Source organism: Nonomuraea sp. NPDC050451, assembly GCF_044458585.1.
The window spans coordinates 59,709-77,628 of sequence record NZ_JBITHZ010000044.1 but is presented as its reverse complement, the minus strand read 5'-3'; the positions used below and the strand labels follow the sequence as shown (position 1 = coordinate 77,628).

Below are 17,920 nucleotides of genomic sequence, written 5' to 3'. Positions count from 1 at the left end.
GATCATCGGATCCGGAGTCCGTTGCCCGCAGGGTCCCTGCCCGAGTTGTCCGGCTGCGGACCGACCACATCACCTTCGGCGGGTGTGGTCGCCTCGCGGACGCCGTTCAGGACATTCCCGAACACCCCCAGCAGGCGTTCGGACTCAGCCCGGTGCGCCTCCCGCAGTGCCTCCAGCTGGTCGCGGCCCTTCTTGTGGAGCGTCGCGATCCGCTTGCAGAACATCGTGACCACGTCGTCGCGCACCCCGGTCCGCACCGTGTGCAGCAGGCTCACGATCAATGTGAGGCGCTTGTCCTCATCCAGCACCTTCCGCAGGTCAGCGACGTCGGTGACCCGCGCCTCGCCCGCGAAATGCGCGATCTTCCCCGGCGGGACCCCCTCCAGCCACACCTCGGTCGGTCCGAGGCCGTCCAACTCGTGCAGGAACGCCAGACGGCCCCTGAACTTGTTGAGCGACGCGGCTTGCGCCACGTCCTTCAGCCCGTCGTACTCGCTGCGCCGGGTGATGGGGTCCGACCAGCAGCAGCCGGGCCAACCTCGCCCGGGCCCCGGCGTCGACCCGGCCAGACACCAGTGCGAAGAACCCGCGGTTCACCTCGGTGCGAATCTTCTTGGTCATCTCATCCAGCGTCGTGTAGCCGGGCAGCTCGCATTCCGCGCGAACCAGCTCTTCCAACGCCACGTTGATCAAGTCAGCGGGGTTGTCCTTCGCCTGGGCCGCCTTTCGGATCGCCTCGTCGGCTACCTCCCGCACCCTGGCCGCGTCGTAGGTGACGCCCATCCGCGTGCGCACGAACGACCGATGCCGCTTGGCCGACCGCTCCGCGGCATCCCCCAGCGCCACCTCCGGCAGGCCGATCGTCTCTCGGATGTGCTCGGAGAGCACTGCAGGGACGTCTTTGAGCTTCGGGAAATAGCCCAGCCGCTGGTAAGTCTTCAGCCACACCAGCAGGGCCAGCAGATGCTGATCGTCCTGGGTCTTGCCGCGAGCCCACTCCACCTCGACGACCGACGGGGTAAACACCTCCGCCAGCTCCCTGGCCGACACCGCCCGCGCGAACCTCGGGTACGCCGTCCGGTCGATCGACGTCACCCGAACCCCCGAAATCGCCACCAACCAGCGCGAACCCCCAGGAGTCTAACGATCAGTGATCAAGAGCGCGGCCCGTTTCTGCCGTATTCCGGTGGCACCCCAGCAAGAACGGAATCGACGAGCTCGAACGGGATCACCTGGGTCAACTCACCCAGATGCCCTGGGGCGAAGACATCGCCAGCAACCATGACGGGACGAGTGAGGGTGACGACGGACTGACCGCGCAACGCTACCTCGGCTTTCAGCGACGATCTCGACAGATCGCCTTGATCTACCAGGCTCCACCACCGCCCGAGGCCCCTTTCGGGTTCAGAACCGTCGCCGTCGCCAGCTTCTTGACGCAATCCAATGATCGTTAACTTCGCGGCATTGGGCGAGGCCCATGAAACACGGCTCACGGCTCGCCGCGTTCAAGCACCAGAAGGTGGCCCGCACCCGGGCAGGCCACCCCAGAGCGTTCGCCGCTCAGAGCGGGCCAGCTGACGGTTGCCCATCAGCGCCCGGCATCGGCCCGAGGTCGAGCTGTTTGCTCATGTCGAGCTCGAACTTGCCGTACAGGTTCAGGTGGGACCAGAACAGAGCCGACAGGGCGCGCCGGTCGGCGTCGGTGAGCTTCTTTCGTCACTTCGGCTCGGCCAGGACGATCTGCACCATCCGGGTGTTCGGGTAGACGATTGTCGCCTGGACCAGGTGCAACGCGAGGGCGGAGGGCTCGACATGCTCACGGTCGTCGCCGGTCAGATCGCCGGCCTTACCGTAGAAGATGTCCTTGTTGGCCGAATTCCAGTTCTCCACCACATTCAGGCCCTCGTGGATTTCGCGGCGCAGTTCCTCCTCGGCCAGGTAGTCGCAGATGAAGACGGTGCGGATCACCCGGCCGAGTTCCTCGATGGCCCGGTAGGTGGGGTGCTTGGGGCCGCCGCGGGTGAAGCGGCGCAGCATCTGATGGGCCTCGGCGGTGCCCAGCCGCAGCGCCGTCGCGTACTTGATCATCTGGTCGTACTGGTTGGCGATCAATTCCCGGTCGATGGTCTTGCCCGACAGGACGCCCTCCAGCTGCGGCCAGGCCTCGCCCTCGACCAGCCCAGGCCGGTACAGGCGGGCCGAGCCGATGTTCTTCAGCCGCGGCAGCAGCTTGAAGTCCAGCAAGTGCGAGAACGCAAACCCCACGATCGAAGCTCCGTGGGTGTCGGTGTACTGGCGATCGATCTCCGCGCTGGTCAGATGACGGAGCAAGCCCTCGATCATCGAGGCGACCTCGGAGTCCGTGGTGGAGCGCACCTGGCTGTAGATGCACACGTTCTTGCGTTCCACGTGCCAATACACCATGATCCCGGCGCCGCCGTAGCGCTGGTGCCACTCGGTCATGAAGTTCGCCGACCACGAGCCGAACTTGCGCGAGTCTGACGCGCACGCCGTGCCCGGCCCCCACAGCAAGACATCGCGCACCTCCAGCGTCTTGTCGACCACCGTGCGGATCGCGGCGCGCAGGTTGTCGCGGTTGACGAACAGCCGACGGGTCCGGCGCAGCGCGGCCTCGGTGTCAGCCTCCATCCCCTCGATCGCTGCGGTGCCGTCGGCGACCCGTTTGATCCCATGTTCGTGCCGAGCCCGAAGGTGCACAGCGGCAGCCGGCGGCGCAGCACCTTCGCATCCGTCACCGTGCGCGAGGCCAACGAGGTGAACTCGCCGGTGAACTTCGTGGCGTGGTCGACGTTCTTGATCAGGTCCAGCAGGTAGATCACGCCCCAGCGGCGGGTGATCTCCTCCTTCAGCGCCTCCAGGTTCTCCGGCTCGATCTGCTTGCCCAGGGGCGGCACGCTGATCCACGGCTCGCCCTTCCTCCTGGTGATGCTCACCCCGCCCGTGGTGGCCTTCTTCAGCCCCTTGTTCAGCCGCTCCAGCGCCGCCACGTGCCGCTTTTGCAGGTCGGCGATGAAGTCGGCCGGGTCGCGGGGCTTGGAGAGGGCTTCGTCATGCACGTCCCGGTTGTCCTCGAAGTCGGCGGGCACATCCTCATCGGGGTTGCGCCAGGTGTTGGCGCCCTCCACCCAGATCTCGCGGCGCCGGATCGCCTTGCGCAGCGCCACCAGCACGCACAGCTCGTACGGGATCCGCTCCACCAGGCCGCTGTCGGGGTCGAGGACCGCGTCGCGCCAATCGTCGGGCACCACGTGCTCCAGCGGCACCGCCTCGGCGGCGGCGTAGAAGTCGGCGTCGGAGCCGTCGTAGCGCTTGAGCAGGTCCAGGGCGTCCATAACCGGCTTGAAGGTGTCGTTGCTGGAGCGGAACCTCACCGCTTTGAGCAGTTTGGGCAGGCCGCGCCGGTAGTGGTGGGAGTAGGAGCCGCGCAGCTTGGTCCGCACCCGGGTGCGCAGCTCCTTCTCGTTCGCCTTGGCCTCGGCGATGATGTCTTCCAGCGTCCGCTCGCCGACCACCGGATGCAACGCCTTGCGGACGATCTCCTCCGGCAGCTCCAGAGCCGCCGTGGCGAGCTTCACCAAGATCCCGTTCTTGCCCTGCACCCGCCGGAACTCGGCGTTGAGCTCGCCCTCGACCTTCTTCTCCGCCCGCACGCTGATCTTGTGCACAAGCTGGATCAGCAGCTCCACCAGCCCGTCCGATCAGCTCCGCCTGCCGCACCTGGCACAACGCGGCCAGCAGGGTGAGGCGCACCGGCGGCGCCGCCGCCTCGAAATCGGACGGGTACCTCTTCATCGCCCGGGCCCGCCAGCCCGCCACGACCTTCTCCGAGATCCCCTCGAACAACGCGGCAGGCAGCCCGATCGCCTTGACCCGCTCCAGCTTCACGATCTCCGCCAGCAGCGTCTCCAACTGCAGCGGCCCCGGGTCCTCCTTCAGCTCTTGCAAGAACGGGCGCCGGCCGCCACTTGCGCCAGCCGCGACCTGAGCCTGCCCGTCCCCTTCCGGCGCGTCCCCTTCCGGAGCCTCCTGTCCGGCGACCGGGGCGCTGGCCGGGGCAGCCTCGGCGACAATCAGCTCTTCCAGCTTGCCGACCGACTCGAACGACAAGCGCTGCACGGTCGTGGCGGTGAAGTTCCGCTCGAACATCGCCTCGGCCGCGCCCAGCACGCGTTCGATCCGGGTCGTCTTCGGCGGCTCGATCCAGTCTTCGCGGCAGCGCGCCGCGCAGCCATCCCGCGACATCTCCACCGGGCAGATCTTGGCGGCCAGCCAGTCGGTGAGCTTGTCCTCATCACCGACCGTCGGCTCGCGGAAGTCGTGGAACCCGGCGAGGGAACCTCGCTTCAAGCTCGAAGAACTTCAGCATCAGGCCGAAGCCGAGCCGAGTCGCCCCGGACTTGTTCGCCAGCAGCGCGAGCTCCTCCTCATCCAGCGTCCAGCATTCGATCAGGTCCTTTAACTCCCATTCGCGTCGCATGTCCCGCACCCTTTCTCCTGGACCTCCAACGAAGGTCAGGAGAAACATGGTTTGTAACCGGTCGGCTACCGACTGGTATGCCACACCCGTGATATCGACGTACCGTGCCCGAGACATAGCATCTTGCTACTTTGCGGCTGGTGACGCCGACCCGAGCGGGGGCCCCTGACGACAGATGTTCCACCGCCCGGCCGGGCGCGCAAGGGTGGCCTGGACATCACATTCACCGTTGCCTGGTCAGCGGTCTGACGGATCCTCAACAGATCCTCAACACGACCGATCTACCCTCCTCCCATACCGATCGATGGGAAGTGGTCATGGGTATGCTTTCGCGGTTCGGGCTCGTTGTCGCAGGTGTGGTGGCGGGCGGCGCGCTCGCCTGGGGCGGGGTCGCGGCGGCGGGCCGGCTCTCGGGGCCCGCGGTCACCGTTGTGAAGGAGAGCAGGCAGGTCCCCAAGGGTTATCTCTCCACGAACGTGGTGTGCCCGGAGGGGCAGCAAGCCATCGGCGGCGGCTACGCCTACCACGGAGACCACAGCCTGGAGAATCCTGTGACCGTCGAGGTGAACGCGCCCGAGACCACCAGCGACAAGCCGGGGAGCGTGGCTGACGCCTGGGGTCTGTTCTTCCTCAACCCCAAGAGCAAGACGATCACCGTCGAGGTTTCGGTGATCTGCGCCCCCATCGGCTAGAGCGTGCCTCAAAGGCGAGTGAGCCAGTCGTTTGATGGCAGCGATGTGGACGGTCGTTTCGTAACGAACGGCGAGCTTGTCGAAACGGGTGGCCACGCCGCAGTGACGTTTGAGCCGGTTGATGCCGCATCCCACCGCCGAGCGGGCGCGGTAGTCGACCGGGTCGAACGCTGGAGGGCGGCCACCACGACTGCCCCGCCGTCGGCGGGTGGCCACACGATCGGCCGGCTCGGGAATCGTGCAGCCGATCCCGCGTGAACGCAGATGCGCGCGGATCGCCCGGGAGGAGTACGCCTTGTCAGCGCGGACGATCTCGGGTCGGGTCCTGGGCCGAGCCGGGGCGCCCGGATCGCGGCCATGACCGCGGCGAGCTGCGGCGCGTCCCCGCGCTGCCCAGCCGTCAGCACCAGCGCCAGGAGCCGCTGCCCCTGCTCACACGCCAGGTGCAGCTTGGTCGACAGACCACCGCGGGAACGCCCGAGAGCCTGATCGGCAGGCTCGGACCGCACCCCGCCGGGCGGCTCGGCCGGCACTGCACAGCGCTGCGGGCTGAGGCTGGGCGAGTTCATGCTCAGCTACCGCCGCGACGGCTGGCACGTGCAGGCCCGATGCTCTTGGGTGGCTCCACCGCTGCATCCGCGCGCCCCCGTGCTGGCGAGGCCTCCACCGGCAACACTCCGCTGATGTGCATGCCGTCGTCGGGTAGAGATCGACGTCATTTCAGCGGATCAACAGTGCTCAACGCCTGAAGCCGACCGCCGAACTGGGCGGCGACAAGGTCACCGAGGCCGCGGCCGGACCCGCCGGCCGGCACCCTGGCGCCCTGGTCGCCGGAACACGATCATCGGCGAGCAGATGCCGGCCCCGCGATGCACCGTCTCCATGCATGGTGGAGCACCGCTGGGGTTCATGGGGGACTACCGGTCTGGGTGTGTGTCCTGCAGCAGTGACGCTACAGGCGGCACGCGGAGCCGTTCGACGGCCTCCCGGGCCTCCTCGTCGGGGCGGACGTCATAGCGCAGGGTGGTGCTGGGGCTGGCGTGGCCGGCCAGGCGGGCGGTCATGATCGCGTCGGCCTGCGGCAGGAGGTTGGAGATGAAGGTGCGGCGCAGGTCGTGGGGTCGTACCGGGGTGGTGGCCGCCTGTTCGGTCCGCTTGGCGAGGATGTCGCGCACCGCCTGGGGGGCCATCTGCCAGGGGCGGCCGTCGGGGGCGGTGCGCACCGTGCCGCCGCGGGTCAGGCGCGGGAACAGCGGACCGCGGTGGGTGCCGCGGCGGGCGAGCCAGGCCTCCAGGCGGCGCGCGGCGAAGGCGTTGACCGGGATGCGGCGCTGTTTGTCGCCCTTGCCGATGACGGTGAGCATGCGGCGGGCCCGGTCGTAGTCGGCGTACTGCAGGGTGACCAGTTCGGCGCGGCGCAGGCCGCAGGCGTCCAGCACGGCGATGAGGGCCGCGTCCCGCAGCCCGGCGCCAGTGATGGCGCCGGCGGGTGAGCGGTCGGCGTCGCAGGCGGCGATGAGGGCGCCGATGACGGCGTCCGGGACGTGCTGGCCGGCTGGTTCGCGGTGGCCGGTGAACGGGGCCAGGGCAACGGCCCGCTGGTGGTCGTCGGTGCTGAGCAGGCCGAGTTTCCAGGCCTCCTTGAGCACGCCGCGCAGCGCGGCCAAGTGCTTGTTCCGGTAGGCGGGGGACCAGTCCATCTGGTCGATCTGCTCGCGGATCCAAGCGGTGTGCTCGTAGCGCAGGTGGTGCCAGGGCTGGCCCTGGCCCGTGATGGTGGCGTCGTCGAGTCGGTCGCCGGTGAGCATGCGGGTGATGTGGTCCAGGCAGATCTGCATGGCGCGGCGGGAATCGGCGCTGCCGAGGCGTCCCAGGTAGAGCAGGTACGGGTCGCGGGCGGGGGCGATCGCCGCGGCGGTGGCCGGCGTCAGTCCGGCGGAGGCGGGGAAGGCGGCTGCGGGGAGCGGGCGGGATCCCGGCCCGGGAGCCGTGTCGGAGTCGATCACGGGATCCACCCTAGCAGGGATGATCTTTGAGAACTGCCCTTCTCGGTGATCATAAAAGAAAAGCATAAGTGGTATGCGAAACTGCTCGGAGTTCATCATGTGCTGATGCTAAATTCGGCGCTGTGACGGAGATCAGCTTCGACCCCAGCGAGCAAGGGCCCACCCAGAGCTACGCCGGCGCACCGGCCGCCCAACCCCCAACGCCGTCGGCCGGGCTCCGAATCGAACGGGAAGAGCCCCCCGCACACACGGGCCCGAGCGGGGAGCAGCCGCCCCGCGGCGGCCGCGGCCACACCCGTGACTGCCTCGCCCTCGACACCGACGACCCGCTGCGGCAATGCGCCCGGCCCGGCTGCGGCCGCGCCAAACACGAACGCGAGCCCGGCAAGGGCGGCCGCCCCAGCAAGTACTGCTGCAAGCTGTGCGCCAACGAGGCCAGCCGGAGCGCCGACAGCGCCCCCGCGGCGCTGGCCACGCATACCGCGGTCAGCGCCTTCACCGCCGAGGCCGGCCAGATCCGCGCCCGGCTGCACCAGCGCGACGCCCAGCTGGCCGCCGAACGCGAGGACCTGCACCAGCTGGACGAGCGCCTCATGCAGGTATGGGAGGCCATCGCCACCCAGCTGGCCCAAGCAGAGATGGGCGTGCAGCAGGCCGAACAGGACGCCGAGCAGGCCCGGACCTCGATGCGCGCCGCCCACGCCGCCCGCGAGACGGCCGAACAGGAACGGGACGCGGCCCTACGCGACCGGCAGGAGGCCCTCCACGCCCAGCGCGAGGCCGAGGAGCACCGCGACCGCATCCACAGCGAAGCCCGTGCCAACGCCGAACGCCTCGGCATGCAGATCGGCCAGCTCACCACCCAGCTACACGACGAGCAGGCCCTGACCACGCGCCAAGCCGAGCAGCTACGCACTCTGGGCGCCGACCTGTCCCGCGCCACCGACCTGGCCGCCGAACGCGCCGCCGACCTGGCCGAGCGCGACAGTCAGTTGCACCAGGCCCGCGCCGACATCCGCCGCCTGAACGAACACCTGGAGCAGAACAGCGCGCACCTGGCCACCATCCGGCAGCAGCTCGACCAGGCCGGTACCGCCGCCGAGCAGGCCCGTGCCGAAACCCGTGCGGTACGCGACGACCTGGCCGAGCGGCAGCGCCGCTTCGAGGAGGAACGCGACCGGCTACAGGCCCAACGGGACCACTCTCGCCTGGGCCAAGCCACCGCCGAAACCCGGCTGGAGATGGCCGAACGCGAGTCGCAGACACTACGCCGCCAGCTCGCCGCCGCCCAAGCGGCCACCGGCCTGGTGGTGCCGCCGCTGACCGACGTCGACGGACACCCCGGCGTGCAGCTGCCTGGCGATGCCTTCCACGCCGTCACCCTGCAGGACGGCGTGGTCATACTGCACTACGACGACAGCGCCATCCCCCTCGGCGACGCCCCGCAGTCGCCGGCACAGGCCCGAGCGCTGAGCGCCGCCCTCCAGGCCGTCACCGCCCCACCACCCGCCTGAGGACCTGGGAATGCCATGTGGAACGGGCCTCTGGACCACTGAAACGCGCCAGGCGGCGACAGCGATGGCGACGCTGGTGACAGCCGCATGGACTCGGCCACCGAGGCGTTCGTTGCCCACCGCAACCTGCTGTTCACCGTCGCGTACGAGATGCTCGGCTCGGCTGCCGACGCCGAAGACGTCCTGCAGGAGACCTGGCTGTGGGGGGCGGGCGTCGACCTCGGCACGGTGCTGGTCCCGCGCGCGTACCTGATCCGGCGCTGAAACGGCTGCGTACGCTAGGCCGGTGCAAGGAGTCCTACGTCGGGCCGTGGTTGCCCGAGCCGTTGCTGACCGCGCCTGATGTGGCTGAGGACGTCGAGCTGGCCGACAGCGTCTGGATGGCGATGTTGCTGGTGCTGGAGACGCTGGCACCCACCGAGCGGGCGGTGTTCGTGCTGCGCGAGGTGTTCGACCTGGACTACGACGAGATCGCCGAAGCCGTCGACAAGAGCCCGGCCGCCGTACGCCAGATCGCGCACCGGGCACGAGCGCACGTCGCCGCGCGCCGTCCACGTGGCACCGTCTCTCCGGCCGACACCCGAGAAGCGCTGGAGGCGTTCCAGCGGGCGGTCGAAACCGGCGATCTGCAGCGCCTGCTCGACATCCTCGCGCCGGACGTCGTCGCCCTGAGTGACGGCGGCGGAGTCAAGCATGCCCTGCTGCGGCCCGTTGTCGGGGTCGACAAGGTGGCTCGATTGCTGACCGTCGGCTGGTGGAAGCGCGACGCCGAAAGGTCGGTCGAGCTGGTACAGATCAATGGTGGCCCCGGGCTGCTCGTCCGAGTCGACGGGGAGATCGACGGCGTGGTGGCGGTGCGGTCGAGAACGGCTACGTCACCGGCGCGTACCACGTGCGCAATCCTGAGAAGCTGTCGCATGTGGAGCGGGAGACCGTCGTGAGGCGCTGAGGCCGCCCGCTGCGCCCCGAGGAATCCCCACGAGACCGGTCCGGAACCCTCTCAATTCCGCTCCAGGTAGCCGGCGAGTCCGGCGGGCATCGAGGTGCTCGAATCGTCAGCCGTATCCGGACCGGGCGGCGGCTGGACGGGTCGCCGCAGTACGCGACCAGGCCAACCATTGAAGCCGCACCGGCGGCGCCGCGCGGTGGGGCCCTGAGGTCATGAGGCGCCGTGATGATCGGCGAGGCGGGTGAGCAGGTCGATCAGGTTCTGCCGGTCGGCCTCGGGCAGCGGGGCGAGGAACTCGTCCTGGGCGGCGGCGAGTAGCCGGTCGAGCTCGGTGAGTTGCCTTCGGCCTGCCTCGGTGATGGTGACGATGTTGCGGCGGCGGTCTTCCGGGTCGGGCGCGCGCTCGAGGAGTTGCCGTTCGGCGAGGTCGTTGACGGTCGCCACCATGTCGCTGCGGTCGATGCCGGTACGGCGGCCGAGTGCGGCCTGGCTGGCTGGGCCGTACTCCTCCAGCGCGGCGAGCAGGGAGTAGTGGTAGCGCCGAATGCCGGCTTGGGCGAGCGCTTGATCCACGATCCGGTTGGCGGTCTGTGCTGCCTGGTTGGTCAACCTGCTCGGCAGCGTGCGCAGCCGCTGCGGCGGCGGTCCCTCCGGAGTGTTCACGCGGACAATCTAGCAACTTGTTGGCCGGACCCACGATTCGGTGTACTGTTGGGCGAGCCAACGTTGGTCCGTCCAACATTTAGGGGCGTGATCTCTCATGAGCACAACCACCATCCAGACCTCAACGGCCGCGACCCTGCTGCGCAGCACCCGGATGCCTGCGGAGGCCGACCACGCGGCGAAGTCCTTTGAGAAGACGCATAACTGACATCCTGGAAAGGCGGACAACTGACATGCTCGCTACGAACTCCGCGGCCGACGCGCTCCAGACCCCCGTGGGAGTCTGGACCGGTCTGATCCGCCGCGACGACCAGACCGACTCGTTCACCATTTCATTCGCGCCCGACGGCACAATTGCGCTGCGCACCCCCCGCAGCGTGGGCACCGGGATCTGGAGGGCAGACCAGCCCGGCCGGTTCTCCTACGAGCTCACCGAGATTTTCACTCCGGCCGCAGGCCGCTCGGGCCACGTGCAGATCCAGGTCGAGGCTCACCTGGAGGGGGGCGCTTATCGCGGGATCGGCACCGTCAGGGGAGACACCCGCGACGGCACCACCTCGGCCGCGTTCACCGGCGACCGCCTCGACGGCGGGCCGGCGGCCTGGCATGACGTGGTGAGCCTGGGCGCCCAGATCCGGGGGCGCACGCTCTACCCCGGTGACGAGGGCTTCGAGGAGGCCAGCTCCGGCTGGTTACTGACCGTCGAGCACCGGCCCGCGGCGGTCGTGGTCGCCGCCGACGGCGATGACGTGGCCGCCGCCGTCCAGTTCGCGGCGGAGGCAGGGCTCCCGGTTGCGGTGCAGTCGACCGGGCACGGCAAGTCGGTGCCTGCGGATGGAGCCGTGTTCATCGCCACCGGGGAACTGCGCGAGCTGTCGGTGGACCCGCGTGCCGGCACCGCAAGGATCGGGGCCGGGCTGCGGTGGGGTGAAGTGCTCACCGCAGCGGCCGAGCACGGCCTCGCGCCGCTGTGCGGTTCCTCCGGCCAGGTCGGGGTGATGGGCTACCTGACGGGCGGTGGGCTCCCACTGACCGGCCGTACGTACGGCTTCGCCGCCGACTACGTCCGCTCGCTCGACATCGTCACCGCCGACGGCCTGCTCCGGACCGTCTCGCCCGCCCAGGAGCCCGACCTGTTCTGGGCGGTACGGGGTGGCAAGAGCAACTTCGGTGTCGTGGTCGCGGCCGAGATCGAGCTGCTGCCGCTGCGCGCCATCTACGGTGGTGAGCTTTACTACCCGGTCGAGGACGCCGGGCATGCCGCCCACGTGCTCGGCTCCTACCTGGCCTGGGTCAAGGAGCAGCCGGAGGAGATGTCGTCCTCTGTGACGCTGGTGCGCTTCCCTGACGTGCCGCAGCTGCCCGAGGAGTTCCGTGGCTGCTCGTTCGTGCAGGTCCGGGTGGTCTACATGGGGGAGGAGGAGCAGGGGGCGCGGCTGGTGGAGCCGTTGCGGGCGCTCGGCCCGGACAAGGACACCTGTGGCGCCAGGCCGTACACGCAGATCACCGAGATCTACCAGGACCCCAAGAACCCGGTCATGGCGCACCTGCGCAGCGCGCTGTTGCACGAACTGGACGACGAGGCCGTGGAGGAGCTGGTCTCGTTCATCGACCCGTCGACGCCCGGGGGCCCTTTCCCCGGCGTCGAGCTGCGGCATCTGGGCGGGGCGCTGAACCGGGCGCCCGGCCGCTCGCACGCGGTCAGCACCCAGGGCGCGGCCTTCCACCTGTGGTTGCGGATGCCGGCTCCGGCCGAGCAGGCCGACGCGGTGCGCAAGGTCGCCGACGAGGCGCTGGAGCGGCTCCGGCGGTGGGACACCGGCGCCATGCTTCCGGGGTTCCTGTTCGACCACGACTCGGCTCCCGAACGGGTCAGGCGGGCCTACTCCGACGCGGACTACCGGCGGCTGGCCGCGCTGAAGGCGAAGTACGACCCGAACCAGCTGTTCCGTATCAACCACAACATCCCGCCGTTCAGTGACGGTGAGCGCACCGGATCCTGACCGAGATGTCAGCGGCGGTGATCGAGCCCGCCGTACCCGCCGTGCCGCCGGCCGTGCAGGACCTCCTCACCTGCACGGCCGGCGTGGCTGTCCCACCACGTACGTCGATCACGTCGCCGCGGTGAGCGGCATCGCGATGGCCTCCAGGCCCTTGCGCTCGGCCTTGACCCCGAACAGCAGCTCGACCAGCCCCGCCGCGATCATCACGATGCCGCCGATGGAGAACGCGAGCGCCGTGTCCCCGGGCACGCCGGTCTCGACGAGGGAGGCGAAGACGAGCGGGCCGGCGATGCCGCCGGCGGCGGTGCCGATCGCGAAGAAGAACGCGATGGCCAGGGCCCTGGTCTCCATGGGGAAGACCTCGCTGACGGTCAGGTATGCAGAACTGGCCCCGGCCGAGGCCACGAAGAGCACCACGGACCAGCACGCGGTCAGCGTGACGGCGGTCAGCATGCCCTGGTTGAACAGCCAGGCCGTGCCCAGCAGGAGCAGCCCGGACCCGATGTACGTGGCCGAGATCATCGGGATCCTGCCCACGGTGTCGAAGAGGTGGCCGAGCAGGAGCGGGCCGAGGAAGTTCCCGACCGCGATGACGGCGAAGTAGTAGCCGGCATGCGTGTCGATCTTGAAGAAGGTGGCCAGGATCTGCGCGTACCCGAAGGTGATCGCGTTGTAGAGGAACGCCTGCCCGATGAAGAGCGACAGGCCGAGGATCGTACGTTTGGGGTAGAGCGCCACCATCGTGTGCGCGATCCTGATGAAACCGATGGACTTGAGCTGGTGCACGGTCATCGACTCCGTCGGCTCCGGCAGGTCGGCGCCGATCTGCCGCTCGATGCCGCCGACGATCTCCTCGGCCTCCTTCTCCTTGCCGTGGATGAACAGCCAACGCGGGCTCTCCGGCACGTGCCGTCGTACCAGCAGGATGGCCAGGCCCAGCACCACGCCCAGGCCGAACGCCACGCGCCAGCCGATGTTCACCGGCAGGTCGCTCAGCAGCGGCACGGTCAGCAGCGCGCCACCGGCGGCGCCGAGCCAGTAGCTGCCGTTGATGATGATGTCGATGCGTCCCCGGTGCTGACTCGGGATGAGCTCGTCGATGGCGGAGTTGATGGCCGCGTACTCGCCGCCGATCCCGAACCCCGTCATGAACCTGAACAGGAAGAACCACCACGCATGGAAGGAGAACGCGGTCATCAGGGTCGCCGCCAGGTAGACGACCAGCGTGATGAGGAAGAGCTTCTTCCTGCCGAACCTGTCAGTCAGCCAGCCGAAGAACAGCGCACCCGTGCAGGCGCCCGCGACGTAAAGCGCGGCGGCCAGGCCCGCGACCTGCGCCTGAGTGATCTCCAGGCCGCTGCCTGGCTTGGCGAGCTGCCCTGAGAGGTTGCCTACGATGGTGACCTCGAGCCCGTCGAGTATCCAGACGGTGCCGAGCCCTACGACGATCATCCAGTGCCATCGGGACCAGGGGAGCCGATCAAGGCGCGCGGGCACTTTGGTGGTTATGGTGCCGGTCTCCACGTCGCTCATAAGCTTTTGTGGCTACCCGCGTTCTTGCTCGGTAGGCTGCCGATCACGCGGTGGCGGCGCTTGAGACGGCGGTTCAGCGCTCCTGGCGTGAAGCGCAAGGCCGCCGCCGTTCGCTGGCCGGAACCCCAGTCCATGGAGCTCGGGATCGTCGACCGCGGTGACCACCAGCATGCCGTCGGACTCCGCCATGACATCGACGGCGGAGTACCCGTCCCTCACAGCGCCCGCGAGCCGTCAGATGCCGGTGCCACCGCCTCCAGATGCTCAGGAGGGGAGCTCGAGGACGTCCCAGCGCCGATCGCGACCTCTGCCGGCGTCGCGGACGCGGCAGAAACACCCGGGACATGCGTTCAATGCAACGTGCCTTGAGAGCCTGAAAAGATCATCCCGCTCTGACCTGCGAGGACCCGCCAACAACCCTGTGTCATCAGGGTGACGGCGGCGGTGGAAGGCACGAGAGAGTCAGAGCCGTGTGGCCGTGCGGATCAGCCCGGCGAGGGCGAGGGAGCGGCTGTGCGCGGGCCAGGCGATGTGGGTGACGACGGGGGGTGCGTCGGTCAGGGGGACGGCGGTGTGCTCGGCCCATAGCCATGCGCGGGCGGAGTCGGGGAAGACGGCCACGGTGCGTCCGAGCGCGATCAGCTGGGCCAGCTGCGTCTGGTCGTGGATCTCGGGGCCCGGACCGGGTGGGTACGTGCCGTGGCGGGACCAGCGGGCGAGCGGAAGATCGGGGATGTCGCTGACATCGGCCAGGGACAAAGTCTTGTGCGCGGCGAGGGGGTGCCCGGCGGGCAGAATGGCGATCTGCCCCTCGGTCATCAGTTCCTCGCTGTCGAACCCAGCGAGGGAGTTGAACGGCGCGTGCATGAGCGCCACATCAGCGCGGCCATCGCGCAGCATGTCTTCCTGCTCACACGTGCCGCTCGGTAGCACCTCGATCTCTGCGGCGTCGGGCTCGGCCGCGTAGGCGTCGAGAAGCTTGTGCAGCAGCTCGTGAGACGCGCCGGCCTTCACCGCCAGCACCAGGCGGTTGCGGGGGCCGCCCGGACTGTCGGTGCCACCGGCGCGACGGGTGCGGCGAGCGGCGGCCGTGGTCGCGTCGAGGGCTGCGCGGCCCTCGTGCAGCAGTACCTCTCCGGCGCCGGTCAGGGATACACCGCGGCGATTGCGTTTCAGCAGGGAGACGCCGAGGCGTCGTTCGAGCTGCTGGATCGCCCGGGACAGCGGTGGCTGGGCCATGCCGAGGCGCTCGGCGGCGCGGCCGAAGTGGAGTTCCTCGGCGACGGCCACGAAGTACCTCAGCTCGCGGGTCTCCAAGGTGTCCATGGCCACACCATAGCTCAGTGATACCTACTGAGTATGACAGGGCACCGTCTCGGTGTTGGCGGCACCGCTTGTCCGCGAGCGAACATCGACGGCATGAGCGAAACGAAGATCGCGCTGGTGACCGGCGCGAACCAGGGATGCCGTTAACGAACGGCGAACCACGTGACAAGTAACCCTCTGTAGTATCCAGCTCAGCAGGAAAGACACAGGCATGAACACACCCTCGTCACTGCCCGGCGGCACCTGGACCCTGGGTGATCTGACCGTCACCCGCTTCGGCTACGGCGCCATGCAGCTCGCCGGCCCCGGGGTCATGGGCCCGCCCGCCGACCGCGACGGCGCGCTCGCCGTCCTGCGCGAGGCCGCCGGCCTCGGGATCACCCATATCGACACCGCCGGTGCATACGGACCGCGCGACACCAACCAGCTGATCCGTGAAGCGCTGCACCCCTATTCCGAATCGCTGCACATCGTGACCAAGGTCGGCGCGGTCCGCGATCAGCAGGGCGGCTGGCCCCCTGCCCGGCAGCCCGAGGACCTGCGCCGCGCCGTCCACGAGAATCTTGAGGACCTTGGCCTCGATTCGCTCGACGTGGTCAATCTCCGGCTCGGCGACGCTCAGGGGCCCCAGCCCGGTTCGCTCGCCGAGCCCTTCGAGACCCTCGTCGAACTCCAGCAGCAGGGCCTGATCCGGCACCTCGGAGTGAGTAACGCGACGGCGGAACAGGTCGCCGAGGCGCAGGCGATCGCGCCGATCGTGTGCGTGCAGAACATGTACAACCTCGCCTACCGTCAGGACGACGAGCTGATCGACGATCTCGCCGACCAGGGCATCGCCTACGTGCCTTTCTTCCCGCTCGGCGGCTTCACCCCGCTGCAGTCCACGGCGCTTTCTGCAGTGGCCGCCCGGCTGGATGCGACGCCGATGTCGGTCGCGCTGGCCTGGCTGCTGCGGCGGTCGCCGAACATCCTGCTCATTCCCGGCACCTCGTCGGTGGCGCACCTGCGCGAGAACGTCGCCGGCGCGGGACTCGCGCTCTCCGACGAGGAACTCGCCGAGTTGGACAAGATCGGCCACTAGCAGGACGCAGCCTGGCCCCCCGTGCGGTGGTGCCTCCACCTGAGCGGGCCGGGCTGAAGATCGTCTCACGTGCCTTTCCGCGCCCCACCCTGCGTACGCTGAGCAAGAACGCGTGCGTGTCCTCCGGCGCTCGCCACGGACGACACGCTGCGGCTCTATTTCCTGTGCGCGCACCCCACCCTGCCGCCGAGTTCGGCCGTCGCCTTGACGTTGCGCGCGGTCGGTGGCCTGACCACGCGGCAGATCGCGCTGGCGTACCTCGTCCCCGAGGCGACCATGGCGCAGCGGATCAGCCGCTCGACCAGCCCGGCGATCTCGGGACGGTGCTGCGCGTGCTCTACCTCGTCTTCAACGAGGGCTACAGCGGAGACGTCGACCTGGCGGCCGAGGCGATCCGCCTCACCCGCCAGCTCGTCTCCTTGACCGACGAGCCCGAGGCCGCGGGACTGCTCGCGCTCATGCTGCTGCACCATGCGCGCCGCGCGTCTCGTACAGGCCCGGCGGCCGCCTGGTGCCGCTCGGCGAGCAGGACCGATCGCTCTGGGACACCGGCCTGATCGCCGAGGGCGTGACGATTCTGCAGGTCGCGCCGGCCCGCGACCGGCTGGGCGAATACCAGGCACAAGCAGCGATCGCCGCCCTGCACGCGGACGCCCGGAGCGCCTCGGAGACGGACTGGGTGCAGATCGTGGAGTGGTACGACGAACTGCTGCTCCTCACCGACAGCCCGGTGGTACGGCTCAACCGCGCAGTGGCGGTCGGAGAGGCCGACGGACCGCAGGCCGGCCTGGCGGCGCTGGCTGACGTGAATCCCGACCTGCCCCGTTACGCCGCGGTGATGGCACATCTGCACGAACGCGCCGGCGATCTCGAGCACGCCGCCGAGCTGTATGCCGAGGCCTCCCGCGCCGCCACCAGCGTGCCGGAGCGCGACCACCTCACCCGGGAGGCCGCACGGGTACGGCAACTGCTGCGTTCGTGAGTACGGCAGGGGAACCCCTCATCGTCAGGTATGCGCAATACGATTCTTGATCGTGTCGATGAGGCTGAACCTCGCGAAGATCGAGGCCGCGCTGCTGGAGTCCGTACGGGCCGACCCCGCCCTGATCGGCACCATCCTCGTGAACGACGGCCAGTCGCATGCCGGCTTCTCCCGAGAAACCGACATGTTCGCAGCTGACTACCGAATCCTCACCGCCATCGCGGAGGGCAGGGCCGAGGCCGAGCATGCCACCACCAAGTGGCGGCGATGCTATCCGTGGCTGGCGACGGCGACCGGCGAGAACGGGGAGAACGACATCGAGGGGTACGAGTTCGGCTACGGCCCGGCGTTCGTACTCGATCCCGTCCAGGTGACGGCGGTCGCGGAGGGCCTGGCGGGGGAGAGGTGGGGGTCCGGAGCCGGATTCGAGGTCCTCGTGGCGTTCTATGCAGCGGCGGCGCGCGAAGGCAAGGCGGTCGTGGGCGGGGTGAACTGACTCGCCACCGTTGTCGGTGTGACCAAGCCGACGTCTGAACGCGACACCGTGAGCGGCGTGGAAGCAGATTGCCGCCGTCGACCATTTGAGACCCCCAACGATCTTGAACGATGGGGGACAAGACTTTGACCGCATCGCCCTGCTCGGTCCGGGATCGGGGAACACCGATGTATGACG

14 protein-coding genes and 2 pseudogenes are annotated in these 17,920 nt (G+C 69.0%); 8 read left to right on the top strand and 8 right to left on the bottom strand.

Annotated features, from left to right (window positions below):
- Positions 1-2: 2 nt before the first annotated feature.
- The 4 genes from ACIBI9_RS58665 to ACIBI9_RS58650 form a co-directional block, all read right to left on the bottom strand.
- On the bottom strand, positions 3-308 hold the full coding sequence (locus tag ACIBI9_RS58665; RefSeq protein WP_397236294.1) for a hypothetical protein: 306 nt from the start codon (positions 306-308) through the stop codon (positions 3-5).
- 10 nt (positions 309-318) lie between these two features.
- On the bottom strand, positions 319-1,095 hold the full coding sequence (locus tag ACIBI9_RS58660) for a DUF4158 domain-containing protein (RefSeq protein WP_397236292.1): 777 nt from the start codon (positions 1,093-1,095) through the stop codon (positions 319-321).
- A 59-nt stretch (positions 1,096-1,154) separates the two neighbouring features.
- Positions 1,155-1,493 (bottom strand): hypothetical protein, encoded by a 339-nt coding sequence (locus tag ACIBI9_RS58655; protein ID WP_397236328.1) that lies wholly within the window; start codon positions 1,491-1,493, stop codon positions 1,155-1,157.
- A gap of 223 nt (positions 1,494-1,716) precedes the next feature.
- Entirely contained in the window at positions 1,717-2,649 is a 933-nt protein-coding gene (locus tag ACIBI9_RS58650; RefSeq protein WP_397236290.1) for a Tn3 family transposase, read from the bottom strand.
- Between the two features lie 1,456 nt (positions 2,650-4,105).
- On the opposite strand from ACIBI9_RS58650, the gene ACIBI9_RS58645 reads away from it, so the two are divergent.
- Positions 4,106-4,480 carry a hypothetical protein gene (locus ACIBI9_RS58645; RefSeq protein WP_397236288.1) on the top strand — a complete coding sequence of 125 codons (375 nt, stop codon included), beginning with the start codon at positions 4,106-4,108 and terminating at the stop codon, positions 4,478-4,480.
- Between the two features lie 335 nt (positions 4,481-4,815).
- Positions 4,816-5,190, top strand: coding sequence for a hypothetical protein (locus tag ACIBI9_RS58640; protein WP_397236286.1), 375 nt, complete (start codon positions 4,816-4,818; stop codon positions 5,188-5,190).
- Between the two features lie 917 nt (positions 5,191-6,107).
- Here the strand turns inward: ACIBI9_RS58640 and ACIBI9_RS58635 are convergent.
- Positions 6,108-7,196, bottom strand: coding sequence for a tyrosine-type recombinase/integrase (locus ACIBI9_RS58635; RefSeq protein WP_397236284.1), 1,089 nt, complete (start codon positions 7,194-7,196; stop codon positions 6,108-6,110).
- 122 nt (positions 7,197-7,318) lie between these two features.
- On the opposite strand from ACIBI9_RS58635, the gene ACIBI9_RS58630 reads away from it, so the two are divergent.
- A complete protein-coding gene (locus ACIBI9_RS58630) occupies positions 7,319-8,710 on the top strand; it encodes a hypothetical protein (protein ID WP_397236282.1) in 1,392 nt (463 codons plus the stop codon).
- A gap of 87 nt (positions 8,711-8,797) precedes the next feature.
- Positions 8,798-9,659: pseudogene (locus ACIBI9_RS58625) on the top strand (RNA polymerase sigma-70 factor).
- Positions 9,660-9,869: 210 nt separating this feature from the next.
- Here the strand turns inward: ACIBI9_RS58625 and ACIBI9_RS58620 are convergent.
- Positions 9,870-10,322, bottom strand: a complete 453-nt coding sequence (locus ACIBI9_RS58620; RefSeq protein ID WP_397236280.1) for a MarR family winged helix-turn-helix transcriptional regulator — start codon at positions 10,320-10,322, stop codon at positions 9,870-9,872.
- A 233-nt stretch (positions 10,323-10,555) separates the two neighbouring features.
- Here ACIBI9_RS58620 and ACIBI9_RS58615 point away from each other — a divergent pair, with 233 nt between their 5' ends.
- Complete coding sequence (locus tag ACIBI9_RS58615) at positions 10,556-12,325, top strand: FAD-binding oxidoreductase (protein WP_397236278.1); 1,770 nt, start codon at positions 10,556-10,558, stop codon at positions 12,323-12,325.
- Positions 12,326-12,433: 108 nt separating this feature from the next.
- On the opposite strand, the gene ACIBI9_RS58610 is transcribed toward ACIBI9_RS58615, so the two are convergent.
- Both ACIBI9_RS58610 and ACIBI9_RS58605 read right to left on the bottom strand, forming a co-directional pair.
- Entirely contained in the window at positions 12,434-13,777 is a 1,344-nt protein-coding gene (locus ACIBI9_RS58610) for an MFS transporter (protein ID WP_397236276.1), read from the bottom strand.
- A gap of 543 nt (positions 13,778-14,320) precedes the next feature.
- Positions 14,321-15,184: a LysR family transcriptional regulator gene (locus ACIBI9_RS58605; RefSeq protein WP_397236274.1), complete on the bottom strand. Its 864-nt coding sequence runs from the start codon at positions 15,182-15,184 to the stop codon at positions 14,321-14,323.
- Positions 15,185-15,395: 211 nt separating this feature from the next.
- Here ACIBI9_RS58605 and ACIBI9_RS58600 point away from each other — a divergent pair, with 211 nt between their 5' ends.
- The 3 genes and pseudogenes from ACIBI9_RS58600 (at position 15,396) to ACIBI9_RS58590 (ending at position 17,743) form a co-directional block, all read left to right on the top strand.
- Positions 15,396-16,265, top strand: coding sequence for an aldo/keto reductase family oxidoreductase (locus ACIBI9_RS58600; protein ID WP_397236272.1), 870 nt, complete (start codon positions 15,396-15,398; stop codon positions 16,263-16,265).
- A gap of 123 nt (positions 16,266-16,388) precedes the next feature.
- Positions 16,389-17,247: pseudogene (locus tag ACIBI9_RS58595) on the top strand (RNA polymerase sigma factor); the annotation flags it as partial.
- A 52-nt stretch (positions 17,248-17,299) separates the two neighbouring features.
- Complete coding sequence (locus ACIBI9_RS58590) at positions 17,300-17,743, top strand: hypothetical protein (protein WP_397236270.1); 444 nt, start codon at positions 17,300-17,302, stop codon at positions 17,741-17,743.
- The last annotated feature ends 177 nt before the right edge of the window (positions 17,744-17,920 follow it).

Bases quoted from the DNA above. Each gene is read 5' to 3' on its own strand.
- ACIBI9_RS58650 (WP_397236290.1), bottom strand. From the start codon at position 2,649: ATGGAGGCTGACACCGAGGCCGCGCTGCGCCGGACCCGTCGGCTGTTC.
- ACIBI9_RS58640 (WP_397236286.1), top strand. From the start codon at position 4,816: ATGGGTATGCTTTCGCGGTTCGGGCTCGTTGTCGCAGGTGTGGTGGCG.
- ACIBI9_RS58615 (WP_397236278.1), top strand. From the start codon at position 10,556: ATGCTCGCTACGAACTCCGCGGCCGACGCGCTCCAGACCCCCGTGGGA.
- ACIBI9_RS58610 (WP_397236276.1), bottom strand. From the start codon at position 13,777: ATGATCGTCGTAGGGCTCGGCACCGTCTGGATACTCGACGGGCTCGAG.
- ACIBI9_RS58605 (WP_397236274.1), bottom strand. From the start codon at position 15,184: ATGGACACCTTGGAGACCCGCGAGCTGAGGTACTTCGTGGCCGTCGCC.
- ACIBI9_RS58600 (WP_397236272.1), top strand. From the start codon at position 15,396: ATGAACACACCCTCGTCACTGCCCGGCGGCACCTGGACCCTGGGTGAT.